The following is a 26,141-nucleotide window of genomic DNA, read 5'->3' on the forward strand; positions in this document are numbered from 1 at the left end:
AATGAGCGCATGGGCTTCCTGAAACGTTTCTCCCGCGGTCCGGTTCAGGATCGGGTCCGCGGGAGCGAAGGGCATGACGCCCTTTTATGACGAATGCCGGTTAAAGCAAGCCGGCCGCCGTCATCAGGTCGGTGACCTTCTGGGAGTTGAGGTTGGCCGGCTCGACCTTCGGCGCATCGAGATCGGCCAGCGGTACCAGCTTGGGGTTGGATTCTGCACCCACACCGACGGCGTACTCATACGACGTGCCGTTCTTCAGAACGTCCTGCCCGCCCTTGCCGGCCACCCATTTAAGAAATGCCTGCGCTTCCTTCGGATGCTTCGATGAAGCCAGCACGCCGCCGCCCGAGATCGAGACGAACGCACCCGGATCCTGGTTCTTGAAATAATGCAGGGCAACATTGTTGCTGTTCTCGCCGGTCTTGGCCTGATCGCCGAACCAGTAATAATGGTAGATGATGCCACCTTCGACCTCACCGGCATTGACCGCCTTCATCACCGTGCCGTTGCCACGATAGGCGGTAAAATTCTCCTTCATGGCTTTCAGCCAGTCGGTCGTCGCCTGTTCGCCCTTGAGTTCAAGCAGAGCGCTGACGATGGCCTGGAAGTCCGCGCCGGAGGGTGAGGCGGCCCAGCGGCCCTTCCAGCTCGGATCGGCCAGCTCGAGCAGCGACTTCGGCAGCTGATCTTCCTTGAGCTTGTCCTTGTTGTAGGCGAACACGGTGCTGCGGGCGGCGATGCCGATCCACTTGCCGCTGGCGGGACGGAAATTCTCCGGCACCTCGGCCAGCGTGTCGGCGTCCACCGGCGCGAACAGCCCGGCGTTCTCGACCAGCACCATGGCCGGCGAATTCTCGGTGAGGAACACGTCCGCCGGCGAGGCCTTGCCTTCGGCGACGAGCTGGTTCGAGAATTCGCTGTCGCCACCGTTGCGCAGCGTCACCTTGATGCCGGTATCCTTGGTGAATCCTTCGGCCCATTCCTTGGCCAGGCTTTCATGCTGGGCATTGTAGATGATGATGCCGTCGTCATCGGCCGCCGCCGGGCCTGCGAAAACGCTTGCAGCGGCGAAAGCGACGCCGGCAAACAGGAAGAGGGCTGATTTCATGTCTGTCTCCTGGACCCTTGGGGGTTACGGGCAGTCAGTCCCTAACAATACATGATTTGATCAGTCAAGATTATGTCTTTTCGGGACCGAAGGCCCTTGGACACGTCTGCGTGATGGAGGACGGCGCTCAAAGCCGGGGCGCCTCACCCGGCAGGCCCGAAAACGGGCGCCGGCTTTCGGATGAGGACATGTTGAAACCAAAGACTTGAGGCAAAATGGAGCGAACCTGAGAGATCGCGGCGCGCTTCAGATATGAAGGGCGTGGCCGAGCGCCCGCAGCGCCGCCTCCTGCACCGCCTCGCCGAGCGTCGGATGCGCATGGATGGTGCCGGCCACATCCTCCAGCCGCGCGCCCATCTCTATGGCGAGCCCGAACGCCGCCGAAAGCTCGGACACGCCCTGGCCGACAGCCTGCATGCCGAGGATCAGGTGATTGTCGGCGCGGGCGACGATCCGCACGAAGCCGTCCTCGCCTTGCAGGGTCATGGCGCGGCCATTGGCGCTGAAGGGAAACAGTCCGACCTTGACGTCCCTGCCTGCGGCCTTCGCTTCGTCAGGCGTCAGGCCGGCGCTCACCACCTCCGGGTCGGTGAAGCAGATCGCCGGAATGCAGCGCTTGTCCCAGCCGCGCCTTTCCCCCGCGACGATCTCGGCCACCATCTCGCCCTGCGCCATGGCGCGATGCGCCAGCATCGGCTCTCCGGTGACGTCGCCGATGGCATAGACGCCGCGCATCGAGGTGCGGCACTGATCGTCGATGCGGATGAAGGGGCCGTTCCTGTCGAGATCGATCTCCTCCAATCCCCAACTCTCGACGGCAGGCCGGCGCCCGACGGTGACGAGCACGCGGTCGGCGGCGATCTTTTTCTCGCTGCCGTCCTGCGCCTCGACGATGAGCGCGTCACTTTTTTTCGACATGCCTTTAGCCTTGGCGCCGGTCAGCACCTCGACGCCGAGCCCGGCAAGCCGTTTCATCACCGGCCGCGTCAGCTCCGCGTCATACTGCGCCAGCAGCCGTGGCAGGGCCTCGACGATTGTCACCCTGGACCCCAGCTTGGCGAAGGCCGTGCCGAGTTCCAGCCCGATATAGCCGCCGCCGACCACGGCCAGCCTGTCGGGAACGGTCGCGAGCGACAGTGCCTCGGTCGAGGAGATCACCGGCCCGCCGAAAGGCAGGAAGGGAAGCTCGACCGGCACGGAGCCTGTGGCGATAACCACCGTTTCGGCCCGGATCACCTGCACGCCGGTCTCCGTCTCGACGGCGACGGTTTTGCCGTCGCGAAAGCGCGCCCAGCCGTCGACCTGCTTGACCTTTGCTTTCTTCAGCAAGCCGGCGACACCATTGGTAAGCCGGCTTACTATTCCATCTTTCCACTCGACCGTTCTGCCTAGCTCGATAGCCGGCCGGGTAAGCGAAATGCCCAGCGGATCCGAGCCCGTGGCCATATCGGACACCTTGGCGAACTCGCCGGCGGCATGGATCAGCGCCTTGGAGGGGATGCAGCCGACAGTGAGGCAGGTTCCGCCCGGCCGGGCCGCCTCGACGATCACGGTATCGAGCCCCAGCTGGCCCGCGCGGATGGCGCAGACATAGCCGCCGGGACCGGCGCCGATGACAAGCAGCTTGCAAATGATGTCCTTCATCACGTTCTGTCCGCTCAGTCGTTCACGAAGATCAGCGCCGGCGTTTCCAGAAGCGCCTTGATGCGCTGGATGAACACGGCCGCGTCCCAGCCATCGATGACCCGATGGTCGAAGGAAGAGGAAAGATTCATCATCTTGCGCGGCACGAACTGCGCGCCGTCCCAGATTGGTCGCACCATCATCTTGTTGACCCCGACGATCGCCACCTCCGGATGATTGATGACAGGCGTCGTCGCAACGCCGCCCATCGCACCGAGCGAGGTGATGGTGATGGTCGAGCCGGAAAGCTCGTCGCGGCTTGCCGTGCCCGACCGCGCGGCTTCGGCCAGCCGGTTGATTTCCGCCGCGCAATCCCAAAGATCACGCGCCTCGGCATGATGCACGACCGGGACGACGAGCCCGTTCGGGGTCTGCGCGGCAATGCCGACATGAATGCCGGCATGGCGATGGACGATGCCGGCCTCGTCGTCGAACAGGGCGTTCATCTGCGGCTGCTCGCCGATCGCTTTGACCATCGCCCGCACCAGGAAGGGCAACAGCGTCAGCTTCGGCCGATCAGCGCCGCCCGGCGCCGGCTTCTTTTGCTTGTTGAGCGCCGCGCGCAGATCCTCCAGCGCGGTGACGTCGATCTCCTCGACATAGGTGATGTGCGGAATGCGCGCCTTGGCAAGCTGCATCTTCTCCGCGATCTTTCGGCGCAGCCCCACGATCCTGATGTCCTCGACCGCCTCCTTGCGGGCCAATCCGCCGCCCGGCTGCGGCGCCTGCGCGCCATGCGCGAGGAAGGCGTCGATATCCTCATGCGTGATACGCCCGGCTGAACCGGAGCCCGGCACCCTGCGCAGGTCGATGCCGGCTTCCTTCGCCCGCAGCCGGACCGCCGGAGAGGCCAGTGGTTTTTCGCCTTCGGGCCGCGGAACTGCTGTGGAATATCGAGACGGAGAGCCCGGCGCGAGACTACCCCCACCCCTCAAGGGGGAGAGGGATTCTGGCTGCGATCTATCTCTCTCCGATGTATCTTTATCGGACGACGTCTCGGACTTGGTCCCGGCTTTGGAAGCCACGGAACGTTCCCCTCCCCCCTGGGGGGAGGGGTTAGGGATGGGGGTCCCTGCCGCTCCGTTTTCGGCCGGACCCGGTTGGGTTTCGGTCGCCTGCGTCCCGGCTACGACATTCCCATCCCCGGCCACCTTCAACCGCACGATAGGAGAGCCGATCGCCACCGTGTCGCCGATCTCGGCGCCCAGCCACAGCACCTCGCCATCGACCGGCGAAGGAACCTCCACCGTGGCCTTGTCGGTCATGATGGCGGCCAGCACCTGGTCCTCGCGCACGGGATCGCCGACCTTGACATGCCATTCGACCAGCTCCGCCTCGGCGACGCCTTCGCCGACATCCGGCAGCTTGATGACGTGTTCGCCCATGGTCAGGCCTCCATGGTTTCGACAAGTGCACGCCCGACGCGTACGGGACCGGGGAAATAATCCCATTCCTGTGCGTGCGGATAGGGCGTGTCCCACCCCGCGACGCGCGCCACCGGCGCTTCGAGATGATAGAAGCAATGCTCCTGCACCAGCGCGGCCAGCTCGGCACCGAAGCCGGAAGTCAGCGTCGCTTCCTGCACCACCACGCAACGGCCTGTCTTTGTCACCGAGGCGACGATGGCGTCGAGATCGAGCGGCAGCAGCGTGCGCAGATCGATCACCTCGGCGTCGATTCCGGTCTCCTCGGCCGCCGCCAGCGCGACATGCACCATCGTGCCGTAGGCGAGCACGGTGACTGCCGCGCCGCCTCGGCGCACCGCCGCCTTGCCGAGCGGCACGGAATAATGGCCGTCGGGCACCTCGCCGAGCTCATGCTTCGACCACGACGTCACAGGCCTCTCGTGATGGCCGTCGAACGGCCCGTTGTAGAGTCGCTTCGGCTCCAGGAAGATCACCGGATCGGGATCCTCGATGGCGGCGATCAGCAGGCCTTTGGCATCGTGCGGATTGGACGGCACCACGGTCTTGAGGCCGGAGACATGAGTGAACAGCGCCTCCGGGCTCTGGCTGTGCGTCTGGCCGCCGAAAATGCCGCCGCCGGTGGGCATACGCACCACGATCGGGCAAGTGAAGTCGCCGTTGGAACGGTAGCGGATGCGCGCCGCTTCCTGGGTGAGCTGGTCGTAGGCCGGATACATATAGTCGGCAAACTGAATCTCGACGCAGGGCCTCAAACCGTATGCCGCCATGCCGATCGCCGTGCCGACGATGCCGGATTCGGAGATCGGCGCATCGAAGCAGCGGTTCTTGCCGTATTTCGCTTGCAGCCCTTGCGTGCAGCGGAAAACGCCGCCGAAGAAGCCGACGTCCTCGCCGAACACCACCACCTTCTCATCGCGCCCCATGGACACGTCCATAGCGTCGCGGATGGCTTCGATCATCGTCCTGCGGGGCATGACTATATTCCCGCCTGCTGGCGCTGGCGCCTGAGATGCGGCGGCATCTCGGCATAGACACCCTCGAACATGTCACGCACCGACGGCCTGTTGCCGGAATGCAACGTGCCGTGCCGCTCGGCCTCTTTTTGCGCCGCTATCACACCGTCGAGGATTTCGGCCTCGGCCTGGGTGTGCCGCTCCTCCGACCACACGCCGCGCCGGACGAGATGGTTTTTCAACCGGATCACCGGATCGCCCAGCGGCCACGCAGAAGACTCTTCCTTCGGCCGGTAGGCGGACGGGTCGTCGGAGGTCGAATGCGCGCCGACGCGATAGGTGACATGCTCGATCAGCGTCGGCCCGAGATTGGAGCGCGCCCGCTCCGCCGCCCATTTCGCCACCGCATGCACGGCCAGATAATCATTGCCGTCGACGCGCAGCGCCGCGATGCCGAAACCCAGTCCGCGCGCAGCGAACGTACCGGCCCCACCCCGCGCGATGCCCTGGAAGGTCGAAATCGCCCACTGGTTGTTGACGACGTTGAGGATGACCGGCGCCTTGTAGGTGGAAGCGAAGACCAGCGCCGAATGGAAATCCGACTCGGCCGTCGAGCCGTCGCCGATCCAGCCCGCCGCGATCCTGGTGTCGCCGCTGATCGCCGAGGCCATCGCCCAGCCCACGGCCTGCACATATTGCGTCGCCAGATTGCCGGAGATGGAAAAGAAGCCGTGCTCCTTCGAGGAATACATGATCGGCAGTTGCCGCCCTTTCAGCGGGTCCGCCTCGTTGGAATAGATCTGGTTCATCATCGTCACCAGCGGGTAGCCGCCGGCGACCAGCAGTCCGGCCTGCCTATAAGTCGGGAAATTCATGTCGCCGGGCTCGAGCGCCTTGCGGAAGGCGCAGCTCACCGCCTCTTCGCCAAGATGCTGCATGTAGAAGGAGGTCTTGCCCTGCCGCTGCGCCATCTGCATGCGCTGGTCGAAGGCGCGCAGGGTCATCATGTGACGCAGCCCCTCCAGCAGCTCTTCGTCCGACAGCAGGCCCGCCCACGGGCCGACGGCCTCGCCAGAGCGGTTCAGCACGCGGATGATTGAAAAGGCGAGATCGCGGATTTCGCGCGGATCGACATCGACCGGCGGGCGCGGAACCGAGCCGGCCTTGGGAATAGGAACGGTCGAGAAGTCCGGCGCTCCGCCCGGCCGCACCTCCGGTTCGGGGACATGGAAACGCAGGGCTTCGTTCATGCCGTCGTCCTCCCGTTTGCGTCATCTTCGCACATTCGGGCTGCCGGGGCAGCCCGCTATCGGTCGCCGCCTCATCCCATCGGCGTGATCAGCGACTGTGGCAGGAAATCGACGTAATATCCCGTCTTTCGCGGCCGCGGCGCGGCAACAAAGCGTTGCTCGACCCATGTGGAAAGACAGAAATCGTATCCGGCACCGTTCCAGGGACAGGATCCATGTGCCACCGTCAGCTCTCGACTTGACCGCCTTCTATGCTACAGCACCCCTATGGCGCAGAAGAAAGCATATGAGGTGGACGGCTGGCTGGCGCGGCCGGACCCACGTTTCCTCCTCGTGCTGATTTACGGTCCGGACCATGGCCTCGTCGCCGAGCGCGGGCGCGCCTTTGCCGAAAAAACCGGCCTGCCGCTCGACGACCCCTTTTCAGTGGTCCGCCTCGACGCGGGCGAGGCCGAGCGCGACAGCGGCCGCCTGCTTAACGAGGCGCGCACCGTGCCGATGTTCTCCGACCGCCGGCTTCTATGGCTGCGCAACGCCGGCGCCCAAAAAGGTCTTGCCGACGACGTCAAAGCGCTTCTGGCCGAGCCGCCTCGCGATGCGATCGTCCTGATCGAGGCCGGCGACCTGCGCAAGGGAGCGCCCTTGCGCACGGCCGTCGAAGCCGCAGCCGATGCCATGGCGCTGCCCTGCTACGCCGACGGCGGCCGCGATCTCGATGCACTGATCGACAGGGAACTCGGTCGCGCCGGCATGACCATGACGCTCGACGCCCGCCAGGCGCTTCGCCGCAATCTCGGCGGCGACCGCCTCGCTTCGGTCGGCGAAATCGAAAAACTGGCGCTCTACGCGCATGGGGCCGGAGAGATCACGCTCGACGACGTCCTGGCGCTTGCCGGCGACGTGTCCGGCCAATCCTTCGACGACGTGGTGGACGCCGTTCTGGAAGGCAGGATCGCCGATTTCGACAGCGCCTTCACGCGCCAGTGCCAGGCCGGCGGTCATCCCTTTCTCGCGCTGTCGGGTGCGATGCGCCAGTTCCAGGCCCTCCACGCCATGCGCGGCGCGCTCGACGCCGGAGGCCGCAATGCCGCTTCGGTGGTCGCCACCCAGCGCCCGCCTGTCTTCTTCGCTCGCCGCAAGGTGATGGAAAAGGCACTGGAGCGCTGGAACGGACCGGCGCTGGAGCGCGCGTTGGCGCGCCTTCAGGGCGCCGTCCTGCAGACGCGCAGGCGTCCCGATCTACAGGAGCCGGCAGCCAGACAGGCATTGCTCGCCATCGCGGTCGAGAGTGCGCGTCTGGCTCGAAACTGAAAGAAAATTTGCCGACTAACGGATACGGGGCATGGCCACATTTCGCTCGGCCTTGAGGCGGCGGCACAGCTCGTCGAGCTGGTCGAGCGTGCGGTAGGCGATTCGCAACTCGCCGCCTTTCTCCTTATGGGAAATGGCGACCTTCATGCCGGTCACGTCGGTCAGCAGCTTTTCCAGAGCCAGCGTGTCGGCGTCCTTCTCCACCGGCACTGGTTTGCGCGGCGCGCGCTGGTCGTCCGCAGGCATCTGCGCCAGCGCCTCGGCCTGACGCACCGAAAGCCCCTCGTCGACGATCCGCTTGGCGAGGCCTGCCGGGTCGGCGGCAGTCACCAGCGTGCGGGCATGGCCGGCCGAAAGCTGGCCGTCCACCAGCATGTCGCGGATCACGTCGGGCAGCTTCAGGAGGCGCAGCGTGTTGGCGACATGGCTGCGGCTTTTGCCGATCACCTGGCCGAGATCGGCCTGGCTATAGTCATGCTCGTCGATGAGCTGCTGGTAGCCCATCGCCTCCTCGACCGGATTGAGATCGGCGCGCTGGACGTTCTCGATGATGGCGAGTTCCAGCGCGGTGCGATCGTTGACCTCGCGTACGATCACCGGAATCTCGGTCAGTCCGGCCCGCTGCGCCGCCCGCCAGCGCCGCTCGCCGGCAATGATCTCGTAGCGTCCGGCCTGGGCAGGCGAAGGCCGTACCACGACCGGTTGCACCACGCCGTGCTCACGGATCGACTGGGCGAGATCGGTCAACTCCGCCTCGGCGAAATGTCGACGCGGATTGCGTGGATTTGGCGATACGAACTCGATCGGCGCCTTGCCGTCCGCAGCCGCGGGCGGCTGCTTCTCGGACGCCGGCACCGGACGATCCATTTCACCGATCAGTGCCGCCAGACCGCGCCCCAGTCTTTTTCTTGAAGGATCCTCGATCATGTCCCGTCCAGATCGTTTCGCTGTCGAATCAAAATATCAGGCCGCCCGCAATCGACGCTCGCGGCGAATCACCTCGGACGCGAGTTGCAGATAGGCCTGGCTGCCGGAGCATTTCAGATCGTAGAGGATCGCAGGCTTTCCATGCGACGGCGCCTCCGACACCCGCACATTGCGCGGGATAATCGTCTCGTAGACCTTGTCGCCCATATGGGCGCGCACGTCCTGCACGACCTGGTTGGCGAGGTTGTTGCGCCCGTCGAACATGGTCATCACGATGCCTTGGATCGTCAGCTTCGGGTTGATCGTATTGCGCACCTGCTCGACGGTCTCCAGAAGCTGCGAAAGTCCCTCCAGCGCGAAGAATTCGCACTGCAGCGGCACCAGCACCGAATCGGCGGCGGCCATGGAGTTCAGGGTCAAAAGGTTGAGGGACGGCGGGCAGTCGATCAGGACGTAGCTGAAGGGTGCCGCGCGCGCCGCCGAATCGCGCAAGGCGTTGCGCAGCTTCAGCACGCGATCCGGCGCCGATGCGATCTCCATCTCGATACCGAGCAGGTCGAGCGTCGACGGCACCACCGAAAGGCCCGGCACCGCCGTCGGCATGGCTGCCGCCTCGAGGTCGAGCGCGCCGGTCAGCACGTCGTAGGACGAAACCGTGCGCTCGCGCCGGTCTATTCCGAGGCCGGTGCTCGCATTGCCCTGGGGGTCGAGATCGACGATCAGCACGTGCTCGCCGATGGCAGCCAGCGCGGTCGCCAGATTGATCGCGGTGGTCGTCTTGCCGACACCGCCTTTCTGGTTCGCCACGGTGATGATGCGAGGTCCGCCGGAAGTCATGTCATTGGCCGCAGATTTCACGTACTGGTTCAAGAAGGGCAGGTTCATGCCCTGCGCAGATTGCGTATATCAAGCACCACGCTCGCTTCATCAATCGCGCTTCGGTGTTCTACCAGATCGAATCGCCAGCGGTGAGCGCTTTCTTCGATCTCGCGCCGGTAATCCCGCCCTTTATGGAAAAGCGCGCGCGCGCCCTGCGTCAGCCACGGTTCCGCGAGCTCGCAAAGCACGGCGAGCGGGGCGAGCGCACGCGCCGTGACGATCTCCGGAACCGGCACCGAGTCATAGCTTTCGTGGATTCGACGGGGCACAACGCGAGCCGGCAGATCGAATTGCGCGATCGCCGCCTGCAAAAAGGCGGCTTTCTTCCGGTTGCTTTCGACCAGATGGATAGAGCCGTCCCGCTTGCCGAGGAAAAACGCGACGACGAGGCCGGGAAATCCGCCACCGGAGCCCATATCCACCCAGTTCCCGGCCGCCGGAGCCAGCGCGGCGAGCTGAGCGCTGTCCAGGATATGCCTTTGCCACAATTCTTTCTCTGTCGAAGCGGCCACAAGGTTGATCCGCTGGTTCCACCGGAGAAACAGCGCCTCGAAAGCACGCAAGCGCTCGAACGTTTCACGTGAAACAGGACCAGCTATCCGCTGGAAGTCGTCGTAGTCGGTCATGCCGCACCGACGCGCCGCGCCTCCGCGTTGCGCACATGCGCCAGAATAAGAGCCAAGGCCGCCGAGGTCATGCCCTCCATCCGCTGCGCCTCGGCAATCGACCGCGGCTTTCGCGCCTGCATCTTCTGCCTGAGCTCGTTGGACAGGCCGGCGATTCCCGAAAAATCCAGCGTCTCGGGGATCAGCCGCTCTTCCTCCCTGCGCATCTGCGCGGCGTCGGCCGCCTGACGGTCCAGATAGACGGCGTACTTCGCTTCTATTTCAAGCGCCTCGGCCGTCTTTGCATCGATCGAGGCGAAGGCGGGATCGAGTCGCGCCAGCCAGGCGACATCGACGCTTTCATAGCGCAAAAGATCATATGCCGACCGCCGCACGCCGTCTCTGTTGATCTCAAGGCCATGGCGCGCGGCTTCGTTCGGCGACACCTGGACAGTCTTGGCGCGAGCCCTGGCGGCATCCACGCGGCTACGTGCTTCTCGAAAGCGCGTGGCCCGGTCCGCGCCGACGAGGCCGAGATCGATCGCTTTCGGCGTCAGCCGTTCATCCGCATTGTCGGCCCGGAGGGAAAGCCTGAACTCCGCGCGCGAAGTGAACATGCGATAGGGTTCGGCGATGCCGCGGCTGGTCAGGTCGTCGACCATGACGCCGATATAGGCCTCGGTCCGGCTGACCGTGACCGGATCGGCACCGCTGGCCCGGCGTGCCGCATTCAACCCCGCCAAAAGCCCCTGTGCGGCGGCCTCTTCATAACCCGTTGTCCCGTTGATCTGCCCGGCCAGGAAAAGACCGCCGATATGCCGCGTTTCCAATGTGGGCTCAAGCTCGCGCGGATCAATGTGATCGTATTCAATGGCATAGCCCGGTTGAAGCATGGCGGCGCGCTCGAGACCTGGAATGGTCTTCAGGATCGCGACCTGCACATCCTCTGGCAGCGAGGTCGAGATACCATTCGGATAAACGGTTGGATCGTCTAACCCTTCCGGCTCCAGGAAAATCTGGTGCCCATCGCGGTCGCCGAACTTGACCACCTTGTCCTCGATCGACGGGCAGTAGCGCGGTCCCACGCCTTCGATCGAACCCGAATACATGGCCGAGCGGCCAAGATTGGCCCGAATCAAATCGTGCGTCTGCGTCGTCGTCCGCGTTATGCCGCACTCGATCTGCGGATTGACGACTGTGTCGGTCATCAGCGAGAAAGGAACCGGATGCTCGTCCGCCGCCTGCATGTCCAATGACGGCCAGTCGATGGTCCTGCCGTCGAGACGCGGCGGCGTCCCGGTTTTCAGCCGGCCGAGGCGAAAGCCGGCCCGGCGCATCGTTTCCGACAGGCCGAAGGACGCATTCTCGTTCATGCGCCCGGCAACGATCTTCTTTTCGCCGATATGGATCAGGCCACGCAGAAACGTCCCGGTGGTCAACACCACAGCGCCACAGCGGATCCGTCGCCCGTCTGCCAGCACCACAGCCGAGACTCGGCCCTCCGCCATGGCAAGGTCCACGACCTCTCCCTCGATGACGGACAATCTGTCCTGCTCCCGGATAGCCGTCTGCATCGCCTGACGGTAGAGCTTGCGGTCGGCCTGCGTGCGCGGACCGCGAACCGCCGGCCCTTTGCGGCGATTGAGAAGCCGGAACTGGATACCTGCCGCATCGGCGACCCGGCCCATGAGGCCGTCCAGTGCATCGATCTCGCGAACCAGATGCCCCTTGCCCAATCCGCCGATGGCTGGATTGCAGGACATTGTTCCTATGGCGTCGAAGCGAAAGGTCACAAGGGCCGTGCGCGCGCCAGCGCGCGCGGCGGCTGCGGCGGCGTCACAACCAGCATGGCCACCCCCGACAACTATAACATCATAGGCATCGTTCATTGTCTGCTCCGGAAACGCCGACATGTGCCGACGCCCGTCTCCTGTCAAGAGCGGCGTTTCACGTGAAACGCAGGATTTCCTCTGACCGACCCTCTCCGGTGTTTCACGTGAGTCATCATGAAGCCTGTTTCACGTGAATCACTTTCCGATGCAGAATTGCGAGAAAATCACATCCAGCAGATCCTCGACATCGACGGTCCCGACGATGCGTCCGAGACGGTCCGCCGCCAATCGCAGTTCCTCGGCCCGCAACTCCTGTGCCCGGCCGCCCTGTGCCCGCTCCAGGAAGCTCTGCGTCTCTTCGAGCAGTTTCATATGTCTCAACCGGGACGGAAGGATATCGGACGCGGCCTGCGTCGCAGCATCGGCCCGGCGCCTGATCGCATCAAGCAATGTCTCGATTCCCTGTCCGGTCACCGATGAAATCCTCAAATCATACGCCACTGCCATGGCGGTTGTCTTATCAGCCTTCGTGCCGATCCGCAGAACCGGGGCCGTCACACCTCCTGGATCGATCCGCGCCGGCGCCGTCATATCCTCCAGCATGAGGACGAGGTCCGCCTCCCTGGCCCGGCCGCGTGCCCGCTCGATTCCGATCGTCTCGACCTTGCCTGCAGCATTACGCAATCCGGCCGTATCCGTGACGCGAATCTTGAGGCCGCCGAGGTCCAGCACCACGTCGAGAAGATCGCGGGTCGTTCCCGGCTCATCCGTGACGATCGCCGCGTCCCGCCGCGCCAACGCATTGAAGAGGCTGGACTTGCCGGCGTTCGGTGCGCCCAGGATGACCACGTCGTAGCCATCACGGATGATCTCGGCGGTATGGAAACCCGCCATATGGCGACCGATCTCCTCGCTCAATGCGGCAACGTCTCGCCAGATCGTATCGGAGACCGCCCCCGGCACATCCTCCTCATCGCTGAAGTCGATTTCCGCCTCGATCATCGCACGGGCATGGATCAGCCGCTGCCGCCAGCCAAGGTAAAGAGTCTTTTGCGCGCCGGAAGCGTTGGCCAGCGCAAAGCGCCGCTGCGCCTCCGTCTCGGCTTCTATGAGGTCGGCCAGCGCTTCGGTCTCGGTCAGGTCGAGCTTGCCGTTGAGAAAGGCCCGCCGGGTGAACTCCCCAGGCTCGGCCTGACGGACACCCTCGATGGCGGTCAGCGTCGCCAGCAGCGCGGCCACCGACGCCTGCCCGCCATGGATATGAAATTCGGCGATATCCTCTCCGGTAAAGGAGCGCGGCCCCTGGAAGAAAAGGACGAGACCCCGATCAATCGGATTTCTCTTTCCGTCCACCAATGTTCCGTAGGTTGCGACACGTTCGGCGGGAACCAATCCCGCAATCGTTTCGAGAACGAATCGAGTCTTGGCGCCGGATATACGTACGACTGCGACACCGGCCGGGAGCCGTCCGCTGGACAGGGCGACAATCGTATCGCCGGCCGCGGTTTGCCCCTCGGTCGTCATCGTCCTATCCTGCCTGTCATCGATCCCTGTGGGTGCAACATGACCTCGTCTGAAGAAAACGGGTTGCCGGAGGGAAATTGCCTCGCCGGAGAAGCCAGCCCCTATCTGCGTCAGCACGCCGGCAACCCCGTCCACTGGCGCCCCTGGTCAGCGGCCGCCCTGGCAGAAGCCAGGACGCTCGATCGGCCGATCCTTCTGTCGATCGGCTATGCGGCCTGCCATTGGTGCCACGTCATGGCGCATGAGAGCTTCGAGAATCCCGACGTCGCGGCGGTGATGAACCGTCTGTTCGTCAATATCAAGGTCGATCGAGAGGAGCGGCCCGATATCGACCAGATCTATATGGCAGCACTTGCCGCGATGGGCGAACAGGGCGGCTGGCCGCTGACCATGTTCCTGACGCCGGAAGGAAAGCCGTTCTGGGGCGGAACCTACTTCCCGCCCGAGCCGCGCTACGGCCGTCCGGGCTTCGTTCAGGTCCTCGAGGCCGTCGACAAGGCCTGGCGCGAGAAGCAGAAAAGCCTCCTGAACAGCGCGAACGACCTGCTCGCCCATGTCGGCGCCAACCTGGCGCCCGCTCGCGATCAGACAAGTCTTGGGAACGATTCCCTTGTCGAGCTGGCGAACGGCATTGCCGGCATGATCGACAGGAATGCGGGCGGTCTGCGCGGCGCCCCGAAATTCCCCAACGCACCGTTCATGACCACGCTCTGGCTCTCCTGGCTCGAGAACGGCGTGGTCGATCATCGGGACGCCGTCCTGTCCAGCCTGGAACACATGCTCGCCGGCGGCATCTACGATCACATCGGCGGCGGTCTCGCGCGCTACTCGACCGACGCCGAGTGGCTGGTCCCCCATTTCGAAAAGATGCTGTACGACAACGCCCAGCTCGTCCGCCTCGCCAACTGGGCCTATGCCGAGACCGGGAATAAGCTGTTCCGGACCCGAATCGAGGAAACGGTCGGTTGGCTTTTGCGTGAGATGCGCACTGACGAGGGCGCTTTTGCGTCGAGCCTCGACGCCGACAGCGACGGCGAGGAGGGCCTGTTCTACACATGGACACGCTCCGAGATCGAAACGATCCTCGACGCCGATGCCGACCTCTTCTTCAGCCGTTTCAGCCTCGCCCATCCGTCGGGTTGGGAAGGCAAGCCGATCCTGTATCAGACACCAGAACAACAGCCTTGCGATCCTGGCGACGATAACCGGCTGAAATTATTGAAGGAAAGACTTCTGTTAGCGCGCCGGTCGCGTGTTCGGCCGGGCCGCGACGACAAGGTTCTTTCCGATTGGAACGGCCTCATGATAACGGCCTTGGCGGAAGCGGGCCGCTCCCTCGATCGTCCGCAATGGATCGAGGCGGCGAAGAAAGCCTTCGGCGCGATCTCCCGTTCCGTTCGCGACGGCCGGTTGCCGCATTCGGCGCTTGGCGGCAGCCGGCAGTTCCCGGCGCTGTCCAGCGACTATGCATCGATGATCCTGGCCGCCGTCGCCATTTACGAAGCCACGGGCGATTCCGCCTACACAGAGACGGCGCTTGCTTTCCTCGGCCAATTGGACCGCTGGCACGGCGACGGCCAGGAGACGGGTCATTATCTGACCGCTTCCGACAGCACCGACGTCCCGTTGCGGATACGCGGCGACGTCGATGAAGCCATTCCGTCCGCGACGAGCCTGGTTATCGAGGCGATGGCGAAACTCGCGGCGGTCACCGGTGATGCCGAACTGGAGGCCAGGACATGGCGCGTCGCCGAGCATGCGATGGGACGCGCTTCTCAACAACGCTACGGACAGGCCGGCATCGTCAACGCTTGCGCGCTTCTGCTCGGCGCCCGTAAGCTGATCCTCATCGAGAACCCCAATGAACCCCACCTCGTTACGATAGCGAATCGGAATCCAGATCCACGCCGGGTCGACCTCGTCGTGGCTGTCGGGCTGGGCGAGCCGCCGGCGCTGACGGATGGCGTCCTGCCGCCGACAGATCGACCGGCCGCCTATCTGTGCCAGGGCCAGACCTGCCTTCCGGCCGTCACCGAACCGGAGATGCTGGAGCAACTGCTTCGACCGCAGACCGCTCGAAGTTAGGCTCGAAAGATCAGAACCGGGAGCGATAAAATAAGGCGGCATCTGTTGTGATGCCGCCTTATACGATCGTTTCGTTTCCGATTCGATTCAGTCGATGGCCGAAAATGCAAAGGGCTTCCGACAACCGATCCCCAGCGGGGATCCGATCCGGCAAGATGCCGGTATCACGTATTCATCGAATCGAAGAAATCCGCATTGGTCTTGGTCTGCTTCAGCTTGTCGATAAGGAACTCGATCGCGTCGGTCGTTCCCATCGGGGCAAGGATGCGGCGAAGAACGAAAATCTTCTGCAGGTCGGAACGCGGGATCAGCAGGTCCTCCTTGCGCGTGCCCGACTTGAGGATGTCCATCGCCGGATAGATGCGCTTGTCCGACACCTTGCGGTCGAGATGGATTTCGGAGTTGCCGGTGCCCTTGAACTCTTCGAAGATCACCTCGTCCATGCGGCTGCCGGTATCGATCAGGCCGGTCGCGATGATGGTCAGTGAGCCGCCTTCCTCGATGTTGCGCGCCGCGCCGAAGAAGCGCTTCGGCCGCTGCAGTGCGTTGGCATCGACACCGCCGGTCAGCACCTTGCCGGATGACGGCACAACGGTGTTGTAGGCGCGACCGAGACGGGTGATGGAATCGAGCAGGATGACGACGTCGCGGCCATGTTCGACAAGGCGCTTGGCTTTCTCGATCACCATCTCGGCGACCTGCACATGGCGCGCCGCCGGCTCGTCGAAGGTCGAAGACACGACCTCGCCCTTCACCGAACGCTGCATGTCGGTGACTTCTTCCGGCCGCTCATCGATCAGGAGCACGATCAGGTAGCATTCGGGGTGGTTGGTGGTGATCGAATGCGCGATGTTCTGCATCAGCACCGTCTTGCCGGTGCGCGGCGGCGCGATGATCAGGGCGCGCTGACCCTTGCCGAGCGGTGCCACCAGATCGATGACGCGCGGCGAGATGTCCTTCGTGGTCGGGTTCTCGACCTCCATCTTCAACCGTTCGGTCGGATAGAGCGGCGTCAGATTGTCGAAATGGATCTTGTGGCGGATTTTTTCAGGGTCGTCGAAATTGATCGTGTTGACCTTGAGCAGCGCGAAATAGCGCTCGCCTTCCTTGGGGCTGCGGATCGGTCCCTCGACCGTGTCGCCGGTCTTGAGCGAGAAGCGGCGGATCTGCGAAGGCGAGATGTAGATGTCGTCGGGACCCGGCAGATAGTTGGCATTCGCCGAGCGCAGGAAGCCGAACCCGTCCTGCAGCACCTCGACGACGCCGTCGCCGATGATCTCGATATCCTGCGCCGCCAGCTTCTTGAGGATAGCGAACATCAGCTCCTGCTTGCGCATAACACTGGCGTTCTCGACCTCAAGCGATTCGGCGAATGCGATCAGGTCGGTGGGTTTCTTGTTCTTGAACTCGCTGAGTTTCATTTCCTGCATGGATGGACTCTGGGTGTGCAGTGGAGAGAATAACGCGGCTTTTAACGAAGGCGCCGGGCGCGGCCGAAAACATGAGGGCGGCGCTGCACGGGAAGGAAGACCCGTCTTTTATCGACGTGTCCCGCAAAGAGCAAGACCGAGTCTTGCCTGTCTGAGAACCCGCGTCAGAATGGCTTGACCACCACCAGAATGACGATGACGATCATCAGCAATGTGGGGATCTCGTTGACGATCCGCCAGTGTCTGGCCGGCTTTTCGTTGCGATCCTCGGAAAATTTCCGCACCGCTCCCGCCAGATAGCCGTGAACCGCCGACATCAGTACCACGGCCGCGATCTTGGCGTGCAGCCAGCCGCCCTGGAAGCCGAACCCTTTCCAGGCGAGCCACAGGCCGAACGCCCAGGTCAGGATCATCGCCGGATTGATAATGCCGCGCAGCAGGCGGCGCTCCATCACCTTGAACGTCTCGGACTGGACAGACCCCTTTTCCGCCTCCGCGTGATAGACGAACAGCCGCGGCAGATAGAGCATCCCCGCCATCCAGGAGATCACCGCGATGACATGCACCGCCTTTGCCCACGGGTAGAAATCATCGGGCCCGAACAGGAAAAGCAGCGCCACGATCACGAGGAAGATAGCCACGGCGATGGCCGCGCGCTTCAGCGCCTGCACACCGCTACATCCGATCTGCTGTTCGCTCATCAAAGCACCGCCTTTCTCACCCGCTCCACCATTCGCTCGACATGGGCCAGCGGGGTCTCCGGGAGAATGCCGTGGCCCAGATTGAACACCAGTGGTCCGTTGCCGAGCGTCCGCAGAATGGCATCCACGCCGTCGTCCAGCGCCCGCCCTCCGGCGACGAGGCGCAGAGGATCGAGATTGCCTTGTACCGCGCCTTCCTTTTGCAGCTCTCGCGCGCTTTCGCCGGGAACTGTCCAATCCAGTCCCAGCGCAGTCACGCCGGTCTCGCCGCGATAGCCACGATAACGCGTGCCTGCTCCTTTCGGGAAGCCGATGACGGGCACATGCGGATATTGCCGCCTCAGCGTCTTCACGATCCGGGCGACCGGCGCCACGCAGAATGCCTCGAAGCTCGCCTCGTCCAGCACTCCCGACCAGGAATCGAATATCTGCACTGCGTCCGCGCCGGCCTCGATCTGGCGCGCCAGGTAATCGGCGGACTGGTCCGCCAGCAAGTCGAGCAGCGCCCTGAAAGCTTCGGGTTCACGATAGGCGAACAGCCGCGCCGGCGCCTGGTCGGGCGTACCGTGCCCGGCGATCATGTAGGTCGCCACCGTCCACGGAGCGCCGCAGAAGCCGAGCAGCGTCGTTTCTGCGGGCAGCTTCGTCCGCAGCCGCCTGACCGTCTCGTAGACGGGCTCCAGATTCACATGAAACGCCGAGGTGCCGAGCCTCTCGATTTCAACCGCTCCGATCGGCGTCATCAGCGGGCCGCGTCCCTCCTCGAAGCGAAGATCGCGGCCGAGCGCATGTGGCACCACAAGGATGTCGGAAAACAGGATTGCCGCATCGAAGCCGAAGCGCTCGATCGGCTGGAGCGTGACCTCCACCGCCAGATCGGGATTGTAGCACAGGTCGAGAAAGGATCCCGCGCACTTGCGGGTCTGGCGATACTCCGGAAGATAGCGGCCGGCCTGGCGCATCATCCAGAGCGGCGGCGGGAAGGCCGTCTTGCCTCTCAGCACGTCCAGCACGATGCGTCCGGTTGCCATCGCTCTCGCTTTCGCAGGCTATCTTCAAAACAAAGAAAGGAAATTAAAGAGTCTTTTGATTCTATGACTCTGTTTGAATCGGGAATGCTTGTCTGTCCAGTTTCAGGCGCCGGGAGTCCATCCGCCATAGTGTCGCGCAGGAGTGTAACGTACTCTGGAGGAACGTGGGGATCGTTCCGATTCATCGAAGAGTCTGAATAGCTTGCCGGATCATGGACAGCCCGCCCTCTGTGGATGAAACGCGATGTCTTTCGCCTGTCCACGATTTTGTCCCCATACCTGCTGCGCGGTCCGCCGCGGGCATGATTGTGGACAAACAGGCATCTGATACAGTCGCTTGCCTCGACCCGTCCCTGCCGTCCCACTTTGTCCACAGCAGCCCACAGACCGGAAAAAACAGCGTGAACAAGCCGCAGAGCTTCTTCCATTTGCATCTGATCTCCGACGCGACGGGCGAGACTCTTCTCGCCGCGGGCCGCGCCGCCTCGGCGCAATACAAGGATGCGCGCGCCATCGAGCATATCTATCCGCTCATCCGTACCGGCAAACAGTTGATGAAGGTGTTCGACGACATCGAGGAGGAACCTGGTATCATCCTCTATACCGTGGTCGATCAGGCGCTGGCGCGCCAGATCGACGACCGCTGCGCGGCGATGGGCCTGCCCTGCGTCTCGGTACTGGAGCCGGTGCTGACCGTCTTCCAGTCCTATCTCGGCACGCCGGCCGGCCGCCGCGTCGGTGCGCAGCATGTGCTCGACGCCGACTATTTCCGGCGCATCGATGCGCTGAATTTCACAATGGAGCACGATGACGGCCAATTGCCCGGTGATCTCGACCAGGCGGATATCGTGCTGATCGGCATTTCGCGCACCTCCAAGACGCCGACCAGCATCTATCTGGCGAACCGCGGCATCAAGACCGCCAATATCCCGATCGTGCTCGGGGTACCCGTGCCGCAAAGCCTTGTCGAAGCCAGGGGGCCGCTCATTGTCGGCCTCATAGCAACGGCGGAACGGATTTCCCAGGTGCGCCAGAACCGTGTTCTAGGCACGACGACGACCTATGACTCGGCCGGCTATGTCGATCGCTCGGCGATCTCCGAGGAACTCGGCTATGCGCGCCAGATCTGCACGCGCCATAACTGGCCCATGATCGACGTCAGCCGTCGCTCGATCGAGGAGACGGCCGCCGCCATCCTGGCGCTGCGGGGTAGGGCGAAATAGCGTTTGGCTTCGCGGCAGGATGGCGCAGTTCGGATTCACGTGAAACTTTTATCCCGCAGCGGGAATTCAACGGCAGACGAAAATCCCGTAAAGACAACCGGCGACCCATGCCGGAGCCGTATGCAGGAGCTACGTATGACCGAAAAAATTGTCCTCGCCTCCGGCAGCCCGTTTCGCAAGGCCATGCTGGAGCACGCCGGCGTCGCGGTGGAGGCTGTTCCGGCCGATCTGGACGAGCGCGCACTCGAGGCGCCTCTCAAGGATAGCGGCGCCTCGCCCGAGGATGTCGCGATGGTTCTTGCGGAGGCCAAGGCGGTGGATGTCAGCGAGCGACGGCCGGACGCGCTGGTGCTCGGCTGCGACCAGACCCTGTCGCTTGGCAACGAGATTTTGCACAAGCCCGCCGACATGGAAGAGGCGCGCCGCCGCCTTCTCGCTCTGTCCGGCAAGACCCATAATCTCAACAGCGCCGCCGTGCTGGCACGCGACGGGAAGGTGCTGTGGCGCCATGTCGGCGTCGCTTCCCTCACCATGCGCGACCTCGACCCGGCCTTCGTCGGCAGGCATCTGGCGCGCGTCGGCGTCAGGGCGCTGCAGAGCGTCGGCGCCTATCAGATCGAGGGCGAGGGCATCCAGCTTTTCGAGAGAGTAGAGGGCGATCATTTCACCATCATCGGCCTGCCGCTGCTGGCGGTCCTTGCGGAACTGCGCCGTCTCGGGGCGATCGATGGCTGAAGCGAAGAAAGCCTTCGTGATCGGGCACCCCATTGCCCATTCGCGCTCGCCGAAAATCCACGGCCACTGGCTGCGGCAATACGGCATTCCGGGCAGCTATGAAGCCATCGACGTCGCGCCGGACGATGTGGCGGCCTTTCTCGCGTCCCTTTCGCACCGAGGGTTTTCCGGGGGCAACGTCACCATTCCCCATAAGGAAGCAGCCTTCACCGCCGTCAAACGCCGCGACGACGCGGCCGAGCTGATCGGTGCCGTCAACACGTTGTGGCTGGAGGAGGGCGCGCTCGTCGGTGGCAACACCGACGCCTACGGCTTCGCGGCCAATCTGGACGGCTGCGCCCCGGGCTGGGCCGGCAATGGTCCCGCCGTGGTGCTGGGCGCCGGCGGCGCCGCCCGCGCGGTCGTCCATGCGCTCAAGGAACGCGGCGTTCGCGACATCCGCATTGTCAACCGCACGTTCACCCGCGCTGCGGAGCTGCGTGACCGCTTCGGCGCGGGCATCACGGCGCATGGCGCGGCAACCGACGACCTGCTGGCCGACGCCGGGCTGCTCGTCAACACCACCTCGCTCGGCATGGCCGGCAAGGAAGGTGGTTCGGATCTGCCGGCGGATCCCGGCCGGCTTCCTGCCCACGCCATCGTTTCCGATATCGTCTATGTCCCGCTCGAAACACCGCTGCTCGCCGCCGCGCGGTCGCGAGGGCTGAGGACCGTCGACGGGCTCGGCATGCTCCTGCATCAGGCGGTGCCGGGATTCGAACGCTGGTTCGGGCAGCGGCCCGAGGTGACGTCGCAACTGCGCGCAATGATCGTCGCCGATCTAGACAGCGCCGCGTGAGGAAGTCGGCATGATCGTCCTCGGCCTCACAGGATCGATCGGCATGGGCAAGTCGGCCACCGCGAAGATGTTCGCGGAGGCCGGCGTGCCGGTGCATGATTCCGACGAGGCGGTGCACCGTCTCTATGCCGGCAAGGCAGCGCCTCTGATCGAGGCGGCCTTTCCCGGCGTAACGGTCGCCGGCGTCGTCGACCGGACGAAGCTTGGCGGCAAGGTTCTGGGCGATCCTGCCGCGCTGAAGCGGCTGGAGGCGATCGTGCATCCGCTGGTGCGTGCCGACGCCGACGCCTTCCTGGAGCGCTATCGCGCCGCCGGCGTGCCGCTGGCCGTGCTGGACATTCCGCTCCTGTTCGAGACCGGCGGCCGCGATCGTGTCGACAAGGTCGTCGTGGTCAGCGCGGCCCCGGAGATCCAGCGCGAGCGCGTGCTGGCGCGGCCGGGCATGAGCGAGGACAAGCTCGCGGCGATCTTGGCGCGGCAGGTGCCGGACGCCGAAAAGAAGCGACTCACCGATTTCGTCATCGACACGAGCAGGGGCTTCGACGCCGCGCGCGCCGATGTCGCCTCGATCATCCATCGGCTCATCGGAGACGCGGCGCTTGCCGGGGATAAGGCGCCGCCGTCCCGTCGCTGATCCTTGCGCTATGTGGCACGAACCGCCATCTTCGGGCGAGGAGCCCGAATCGATGCGTGAAATCATCTTCGATACCGAAACCACCGGCCTCGATGCCCGCGAAGACCGCATCATCGAGCTCGGCTGCATCGAAATGGTCAACCGGTTCCCGACCGGGCGCACCTTCCATCACTACATCAACCCGCAGGGCAGGGCGATCAACGTCGAGGCTGAGGCCGTCCACGGCATCAGCGCCGCGCACCTCGCCGACAAGCCGGGCTTCCACGAGATCGTCGAGGACTTCCTCGCCTTCATCGACGGCGCCAAGCTTGTCGCACACAATGCCGGCTTCGACATCAATTTCATCAATGCCGAATTCGCCCGCCTCGGCCATCCCGCCGTCGCGCCTGAGCGTGTGGTCGATACGCTGGCGCTGGCGCGCCGCAAGCATCCGATGGGGCCGAATTCGCTCGACGCGCTGTGCCGCCGCTATGGCATCGACAACGGCCATCGCACCAAGCATGGCGCGCTGCTCGACTCGGAGCTCCTGGCCGAGGTCTATGTCGAGCTGATCGGCGGCAAGCAGGCGGCGCTTGTCCTCGATACCGTATCGGCGTCCGCCGACACCACGGAAACCGCCACGGTCGAGATCGTTCTCCAGGCGCGGCCCGCGCCGCTTGCGCCGCGGCTCAGCGATGCCGAGCGCGAGGCGCATGAGAAGATGATCGAATCGCTCGGCGAACCGGCGCTGTGGCGGCGCATCGCCGCCGAATGACTCCCAAAGAAAAACCCGGCGCGAAGCCGGGTTTCCTGCAACTGCGAACCGTGAAGCCGCTCAGCTCGCCTTGACCTTGCTGGCGGCCTGGTCCTCGGCCAGCTTCTGCTGGAACATCTGCGCGAAATCGATCGGGTCGAGCATCAGCGGCGGGAAGCCGCCATTTCGGGTGGCGTCGGCGATGATCTGACGCGCGAACGGGAACAGCAGCCGCGGACATTCGATGAACAGCAGCGGCAGCATGTGCTCCTGCGGGAAGCCGGAAATGTTGAAGACGCCGCCATAGACCAATTCGACATTGAACAGCACGTCCTTGTCGAAGGACGCCTTGGCGTTCAGCGTCAGGAGCACGTCGTACTGCGCCTCGGAAAGCGGGTTGGCATTGACGTTGACATTGATGGCGATGCCGGGAGCCTTGTCGCGGCCGCGCAGCGAATTCGGCGCGCCGGGGCTCTCGAAGGAAAGGTCCTTCACGTACTGGGCCAGAACGTTGAGCGTCGGCTGCGCGCCGTTGCCGTTGGTGGCGCCTGTCGACGCTTCGTTGTTTTCGGCCATGAGCCTGTTTCCTCTCTCGCGATCACGGTGCGGCGCGGACGATTGCCATCCTGCCGAAATCGCGGGTTCGCTATCATGCCCGTTCCGCCAATACAAGGTTTTGAGGGGTTACTCGTCGCCGATCCGCCGCCAGGGCGAGTCCGGATCGGGGCGTCGCGAAAAATCCTCCGCGTCAAGATCGATGGTGCGGCCGTCTCTGCGTCCGCCGGGCCGCGACCCGCCGAATCCCCCACCGAATCCATTGGGAAAGCTGGTCACCACCATGATCCGGTCCTTGACGAGCCTCCAGGCCAGGTCGCGGACCGGCGGCAGGAATAGAAGCAGGCCGATGATGTCGGTCAGGAAGCCCGGAATGATGAGGAGCAGCGCCGCAAGCAGGATCATGACGCCATGTGCGAGCTGCCTGGACGGGTCGCGCCCCGCCGCCACCTCCGCCCGCGCCCTGCTCATCACGCCGAAACCCTGGTGGCGCAGAAGCAGGATGCCGGCGACGCTCGAGGCCAGCACCAGCCCAACCGTCGCGAGCGCGCCGATCTGGCGGCCGACCAGGACGAAGCCTGCGATTTCAATAAGCGGCAGCGCGAAGATGAAGGCAGGAAGGAAGAAGAAGCGCAAAGGCTGTTTATCCGTGACGTTGCGGCACCTGGCAGGTGCCCGGCTGGTGTCCTTTTGCCTCAGATAGGCATGGCCGCCTTTGATTTGAATGATTGCCCCGCACGTTCTATATGCTTTGATGCTTGGACGCCATCAAAGACATGGCTCGCCGCAAGGCTTCAGGGATCGATTGAAGGGCTCATGGGATTTTTTGACTTCGGCACGATTTTCTTCCTAGTCGCGGCGGTGGTGATCTTCTTCCAGCTGCGCAACGTGCTGGGCCGTCGCACGGGCAATGAGCGGCCGCCCTTCGATCCCTATACGGCCGGGCGCGCCCGCGACAAGGACGCCGCACCGGCGCCCGACAACGTCGTATCGCTGCCGCGCAAGCCCGCTTCCGGCGATCTGCCGCCGCCCGACGTCTATGCTTCGATCGATGCTTTTGCGAAGCCCGACACCGATCTCAACAAAGGCCTGCGGGCGGTCAAAGACGCCGATCAGTCCTTCGAGCCGAAAAGCTTCGTCGAAGGCGCCAAGACCGCCTACGAGATGATCGTGATGGCCTACGCCGACGGCGACCGCAAGACGTTGAAGACCCTCCTGTCGCGCGAGGTTTACGACGGCTTCGTCCAGGCGATCTCCGAGCGCGAGGCGAAATCGGAAAAGATACAGTCGTCCTTCGTCGGCATCGACAAGGCCGATCTCGTCGGCGCCGAGATGAAGGGATCGGAAGCGCATGTCACGCTGCGCATCGTCAGCGAGCTGATTTCGGCGACCCGCGACAAGGCAGGCACGGTCATCGACGGCGACCCCGAGACGGTCGCGGAGGTCAAGGACGTGTGGACCTTCGCGCGCGACACCCGCTCCAAGGATCCGAACTGGAAACTCGTCGCCACCGAGGCGGAAGACTAACTCCAGGCTTGCCAGCGGGCCGGATGGACGCCGCCATGACGCTCTCGCCGCTGCTCTGCCCCGTTTCCTTCGCCGAACTGCCCGGCTGGGTCGAGGACGACCACCGCGGGGCTTTCGCGGCTTTCCGACGTTCGGCTTTCCGGTTTCCTGAAAAACCCTACCGCACCGGCTCGCTCGGCGTTGACGGCATGGCTTTCGCGGATGCCTATGATGCGGCACGGGCCGTTGCGGAGCCGAATCGATCCGACGCCCGCGCTTTCTTCGAGCACTTTTTTGTTCCCATGCGCGTGGGCGATGCGACCGGCGCGCCCGGCCTCGTCACCGGCTTCTACGAGCCGGAGGCTACGGCATCGCCTGTTCGGACCCGGGACTTTACCGTTCCGCTTCTGTCGCGCCCCGCCGATCTTGTCGATATCGACGACGCCAACCGCCCTGCGGAAATGGATCTCTATCTCGCCTTCGCTCGCGCCAAGTCGGACGGCCCCGTCGAATATTTCGACCGGGGTGAGATCGAGCGCGGTGCGCTTGCCGGCAGGAATCTGGAGATCGCCTGGCTGGCCGACAAGGTGGACGCCTTCTTCATCCATGTCCAGGGCGCGGCGCGCCTGCATATGCGCGACGGACGCCTGATACGCGTCACCTATGCGGCGAAATCCGGCCAGCGCTTCACCGGGCCGGGCCGCGTCCTCGTCGATCTCGGCGAGATCTCGCTGGAGAAGGTGACGATGCAGTCGATCCGCGCCTGGTTCCGCGCCCATCCTGACCGGGTAGACGAGATATTGTGGCGCAACCGCTCCTATATCTTCTTCCGGGAAGCCGAAGTGGATGATCCGTCGCTCGGCCCGGTGGCCGCCGCCAAGGTTCCCCTGACGCCCGGCCGTTCCATCGCCGTCGACCGCCTCCTGCACACCTTTGGCACGCCGTTTCACATAGACGCGCCGTCGCTCACCGCTTTCGACGGCCGTCCCTTCCGCCGCCTCATGATCGCCCAGGACACCGGCTCGGCGATCATAGGAGAGGCGCGCGGCGATCTGTTCGCCGGGTCCGGCGATGCGGCAGGCGAGATCGCCGGCGTGGTCCGCAACGAAGCGGATTTCTATGCGCTGGTGCCGCGTGCCCTGATCGGGGGCGGATGATGGGCACGTCACCG

24 protein-coding genes are annotated in these 26,141 nt (G+C 64.2%); 9 read left to right on the forward strand and 15 right to left on the reverse strand.

The features are described 5' to 3' along the window. Positions 1–100 precede the first annotated feature (100 nt). The 5 genes from ABMA46_RS01945 to ABMA46_RS01965 form a co-directional block, all read right to left on the reverse strand. Complete coding sequence (locus ABMA46_RS01945; RefSeq protein WP_348997590.1) at positions 101–1,108, reverse strand: iron ABC transporter substrate-binding protein; 1,008 nt, start codon at positions 1,106–1,108, stop codon at positions 101–103. 246 nt (positions 1,109–1,354) lie between these two features. Further along, the gene (lpdA, locus tag ABMA46_RS01950; RefSeq protein WP_348997591.1) at positions 1,355–2,752 is read right to left on the reverse strand and encodes a dihydrolipoyl dehydrogenase; all 1,398 of its coding nucleotides are present in this window, start codon (positions 2,750–2,752) and stop codon (positions 1,355–1,357) included. Between the two features lie 14 nt (positions 2,753–2,766). Then, the gene (locus ABMA46_RS01955; protein WP_348997592.1) at positions 2,767–4,176 is read right to left on the reverse strand and encodes a dihydrolipoamide acetyltransferase family protein; all 1,410 of its coding nucleotides are present in this window, start codon (positions 4,174–4,176) and stop codon (positions 2,767–2,769) included. Between the two features lie 2 nt (positions 4,177–4,178). Next, positions 4,179–5,192, reverse strand: a complete 1,014-nt coding sequence (locus ABMA46_RS01960) for an alpha-ketoacid dehydrogenase subunit beta (RefSeq protein ID WP_348997593.1) — start codon at positions 5,190–5,192, stop codon at positions 4,179–4,181. Positions 5,193–5,194: 2 nt separating this feature from the next. Then, complete coding sequence (locus ABMA46_RS01965; RefSeq protein ID WP_348997594.1) at positions 5,195–6,421, reverse strand: 3-methyl-2-oxobutanoate dehydrogenase (2-methylpropanoyl-transferring) subunit alpha; 1,227 nt, start codon at positions 6,419–6,421, stop codon at positions 5,195–5,197. 267 nt (positions 6,422–6,688) lie between these two features. Between ABMA46_RS01965 and holA the strand changes: the two genes are divergently transcribed. Then, positions 6,689–7,732 carry a DNA polymerase III subunit delta gene (gene holA, locus ABMA46_RS01970; RefSeq protein WP_348997595.1) on the forward strand — a complete coding sequence of 348 codons (1,044 nt, stop codon included), beginning with the start codon at positions 6,689–6,691 and terminating at the stop codon, positions 7,730–7,732. A 15-nt stretch (positions 7,733–7,747) separates the two neighbouring features. Here holA and ABMA46_RS01975 read toward each other — a convergent pair whose 3' ends face one another. The 5 genes from ABMA46_RS01975 to mnmE form a co-directional block, all read right to left on the reverse strand. Further along, positions 7,748–8,659 carry a ParB/RepB/Spo0J family partition protein gene (locus tag ABMA46_RS01975; RefSeq protein ID WP_348997596.1) on the reverse strand — a complete coding sequence of 304 codons (912 nt, stop codon included), beginning with the start codon at positions 8,657–8,659 and terminating at the stop codon, positions 7,748–7,750. A 36-nt stretch (positions 8,660–8,695) separates the two neighbouring features. Next, entirely contained in the window at positions 8,696–9,496 is an 801-nt protein-coding gene (locus ABMA46_RS01980) for a ParA family protein (protein WP_348997923.1), read from the reverse strand. A 44-nt stretch (positions 9,497–9,540) separates the two neighbouring features. After that, positions 9,541–10,164: a 16S rRNA (guanine(527)-N(7))-methyltransferase RsmG gene (gene rsmG, locus ABMA46_RS01985; protein WP_348997597.1), complete on the reverse strand. Its 624-nt coding sequence runs from the start codon at positions 10,162–10,164 to the stop codon at positions 9,541–9,543. Next, a complete protein-coding gene (mnmG, locus tag ABMA46_RS01990) occupies positions 10,161–12,032 on the reverse strand; it encodes a tRNA uridine-5-carboxymethylaminomethyl(34) synthesis enzyme MnmG (protein WP_348997598.1) in 1,872 nt (623 codons plus the stop codon). Before mnmG ends, rsmG begins: the two co-directional genes overlap by 4 nt. Before the next feature lie 138 nt (positions 12,033–12,170). Next, on the reverse strand, positions 12,171–13,499 hold the full coding sequence (mnmE, locus tag ABMA46_RS01995; RefSeq protein ID WP_348997599.1) for a tRNA uridine-5-carboxymethylaminomethyl(34) synthesis GTPase MnmE: 1,329 nt from the start codon (positions 13,497–13,499) through the stop codon (positions 12,171–12,173). A 39-nt stretch (positions 13,500–13,538) separates the two neighbouring features. Between mnmE and ABMA46_RS02000 the strand changes: the two genes are divergently transcribed. Continuing rightward, complete coding sequence (locus tag ABMA46_RS02000; protein WP_348997600.1) at positions 13,539–15,584, forward strand: thioredoxin domain-containing protein; 2,046 nt, start codon at positions 13,539–13,541, stop codon at positions 15,582–15,584. 164 nt (positions 15,585–15,748) lie between these two features. Here ABMA46_RS02000 and rho read toward each other — a convergent pair whose 3' ends face one another. From rho to hemE, 3 genes are all read right to left on the reverse strand, one after another. Next, on the reverse strand, positions 15,749–17,014 hold the full coding sequence (gene rho, locus ABMA46_RS02005; RefSeq protein ID WP_348997601.1) for a transcription termination factor Rho: 1,266 nt from the start codon (positions 17,012–17,014) through the stop codon (positions 15,749–15,751). 164 nt (positions 17,015–17,178) lie between these two features. Beyond that, positions 17,179–17,715, reverse strand: a complete 537-nt coding sequence (gene hemJ, locus ABMA46_RS02010; RefSeq protein ID WP_348997602.1) for a protoporphyrinogen oxidase HemJ — start codon at positions 17,713–17,715, stop codon at positions 17,179–17,181. Beyond that, positions 17,715–18,746, reverse strand: a complete 1,032-nt coding sequence (gene hemE, locus ABMA46_RS02015; RefSeq protein ID WP_348997603.1) for a uroporphyrinogen decarboxylase — start codon at positions 18,744–18,746, stop codon at positions 17,715–17,717. Before hemE ends, hemJ begins: the two co-directional genes overlap by 1 nt. A gap of 401 nt (positions 18,747–19,147) precedes the next feature. Between hemE and ABMA46_RS02020 the strand changes: the two genes are divergently transcribed. The 5 genes from ABMA46_RS02020 to dnaQ all read left to right on the forward strand — a co-directional run bounded on the left by ABMA46_RS02020 (position 19,148) and on the right by dnaQ (position 22,930). Next, positions 19,148–19,969 (forward strand): pyruvate, water dikinase regulatory protein, encoded by an 822-nt coding sequence (locus ABMA46_RS02020; protein WP_348997604.1) that lies wholly within the window; start codon positions 19,148–19,150, stop codon positions 19,967–19,969. A 135-nt stretch (positions 19,970–20,104) separates the two neighbouring features. After that, positions 20,105–20,704 carry a Maf-like protein gene (locus ABMA46_RS02025; protein WP_348997605.1) on the forward strand — a complete coding sequence of 200 codons (600 nt, stop codon included), beginning with the start codon at positions 20,105–20,107 and terminating at the stop codon, positions 20,702–20,704. Further along, positions 20,697–21,542 carry a shikimate dehydrogenase gene (locus tag ABMA46_RS02030; protein ID WP_348997606.1) on the forward strand — a complete coding sequence of 282 codons (846 nt, stop codon included), beginning with the start codon at positions 20,697–20,699 and terminating at the stop codon, positions 21,540–21,542. The genes ABMA46_RS02025 and ABMA46_RS02030 overlap by 8 nt, the downstream gene beginning before the upstream one ends. A gap of 10 nt (positions 21,543–21,552) precedes the next feature. Beyond that, positions 21,553–22,176: a dephospho-CoA kinase gene (gene coaE / locus ABMA46_RS02035; protein ID WP_348997607.1), complete on the forward strand. Its 624-nt coding sequence runs from the start codon at positions 21,553–21,555 to the stop codon at positions 22,174–22,176. 52 nt (positions 22,177–22,228) lie between these two features. Further along, positions 22,229–22,930 carry a DNA polymerase III subunit epsilon gene (gene dnaQ / locus ABMA46_RS02040; RefSeq protein WP_348997608.1) on the forward strand — a complete coding sequence of 234 codons (702 nt, stop codon included), beginning with the start codon at positions 22,229–22,231 and terminating at the stop codon, positions 22,928–22,930. 60 nt (positions 22,931–22,990) lie between these two features. Here the strand turns inward: dnaQ and secB are convergent, their stop codons facing one another. Both secB and ABMA46_RS02050 read right to left on the reverse strand, forming a co-directional pair. Further along, positions 22,991–23,485 carry a protein-export chaperone SecB gene (gene secB, locus ABMA46_RS02045; protein WP_348997609.1) on the reverse strand — a complete coding sequence of 165 codons (495 nt, stop codon included), beginning with the start codon at positions 23,483–23,485 and terminating at the stop codon, positions 22,991–22,993. 108 nt (positions 23,486–23,593) lie between these two features. Next, entirely contained in the window at positions 23,594–24,100 is a 507-nt protein-coding gene (locus ABMA46_RS02050; RefSeq protein WP_348997610.1) for an FxsA family protein, read from the reverse strand. A gap of 180 nt (positions 24,101–24,280) precedes the next feature. Here ABMA46_RS02050 and ABMA46_RS02055 point away from each other — a divergent pair, with 180 nt between their 5' ends. Together ABMA46_RS02055 and mltA are read left to right on the forward strand one after the other, a co-directional pair. Continuing rightward, a complete protein-coding gene (locus ABMA46_RS02055) occupies positions 24,281–24,991 on the forward strand; it encodes a Tim44/TimA family putative adaptor protein (protein ID WP_348997611.1) in 711 nt (236 codons plus the stop codon). A 35-nt stretch (positions 24,992–25,026) separates the two neighbouring features. Continuing rightward, complete coding sequence (gene mltA / locus ABMA46_RS02060) at positions 25,027–26,127, forward strand: murein transglycosylase A (protein ID WP_348997612.1); 1,101 nt, start codon at positions 25,027–25,029, stop codon at positions 26,125–26,127. The last annotated feature ends 14 nt before the right edge of the window (positions 26,128–26,141 follow it).

This window comes from Mesorhizobium hunchu (genome assembly GCF_040081975.1).
Taxonomy (GTDB): domain Bacteria; phylum Pseudomonadota; class Alphaproteobacteria; order Rhizobiales; family Rhizobiaceae; genus Mesorhizobium; species Mesorhizobium hunchu.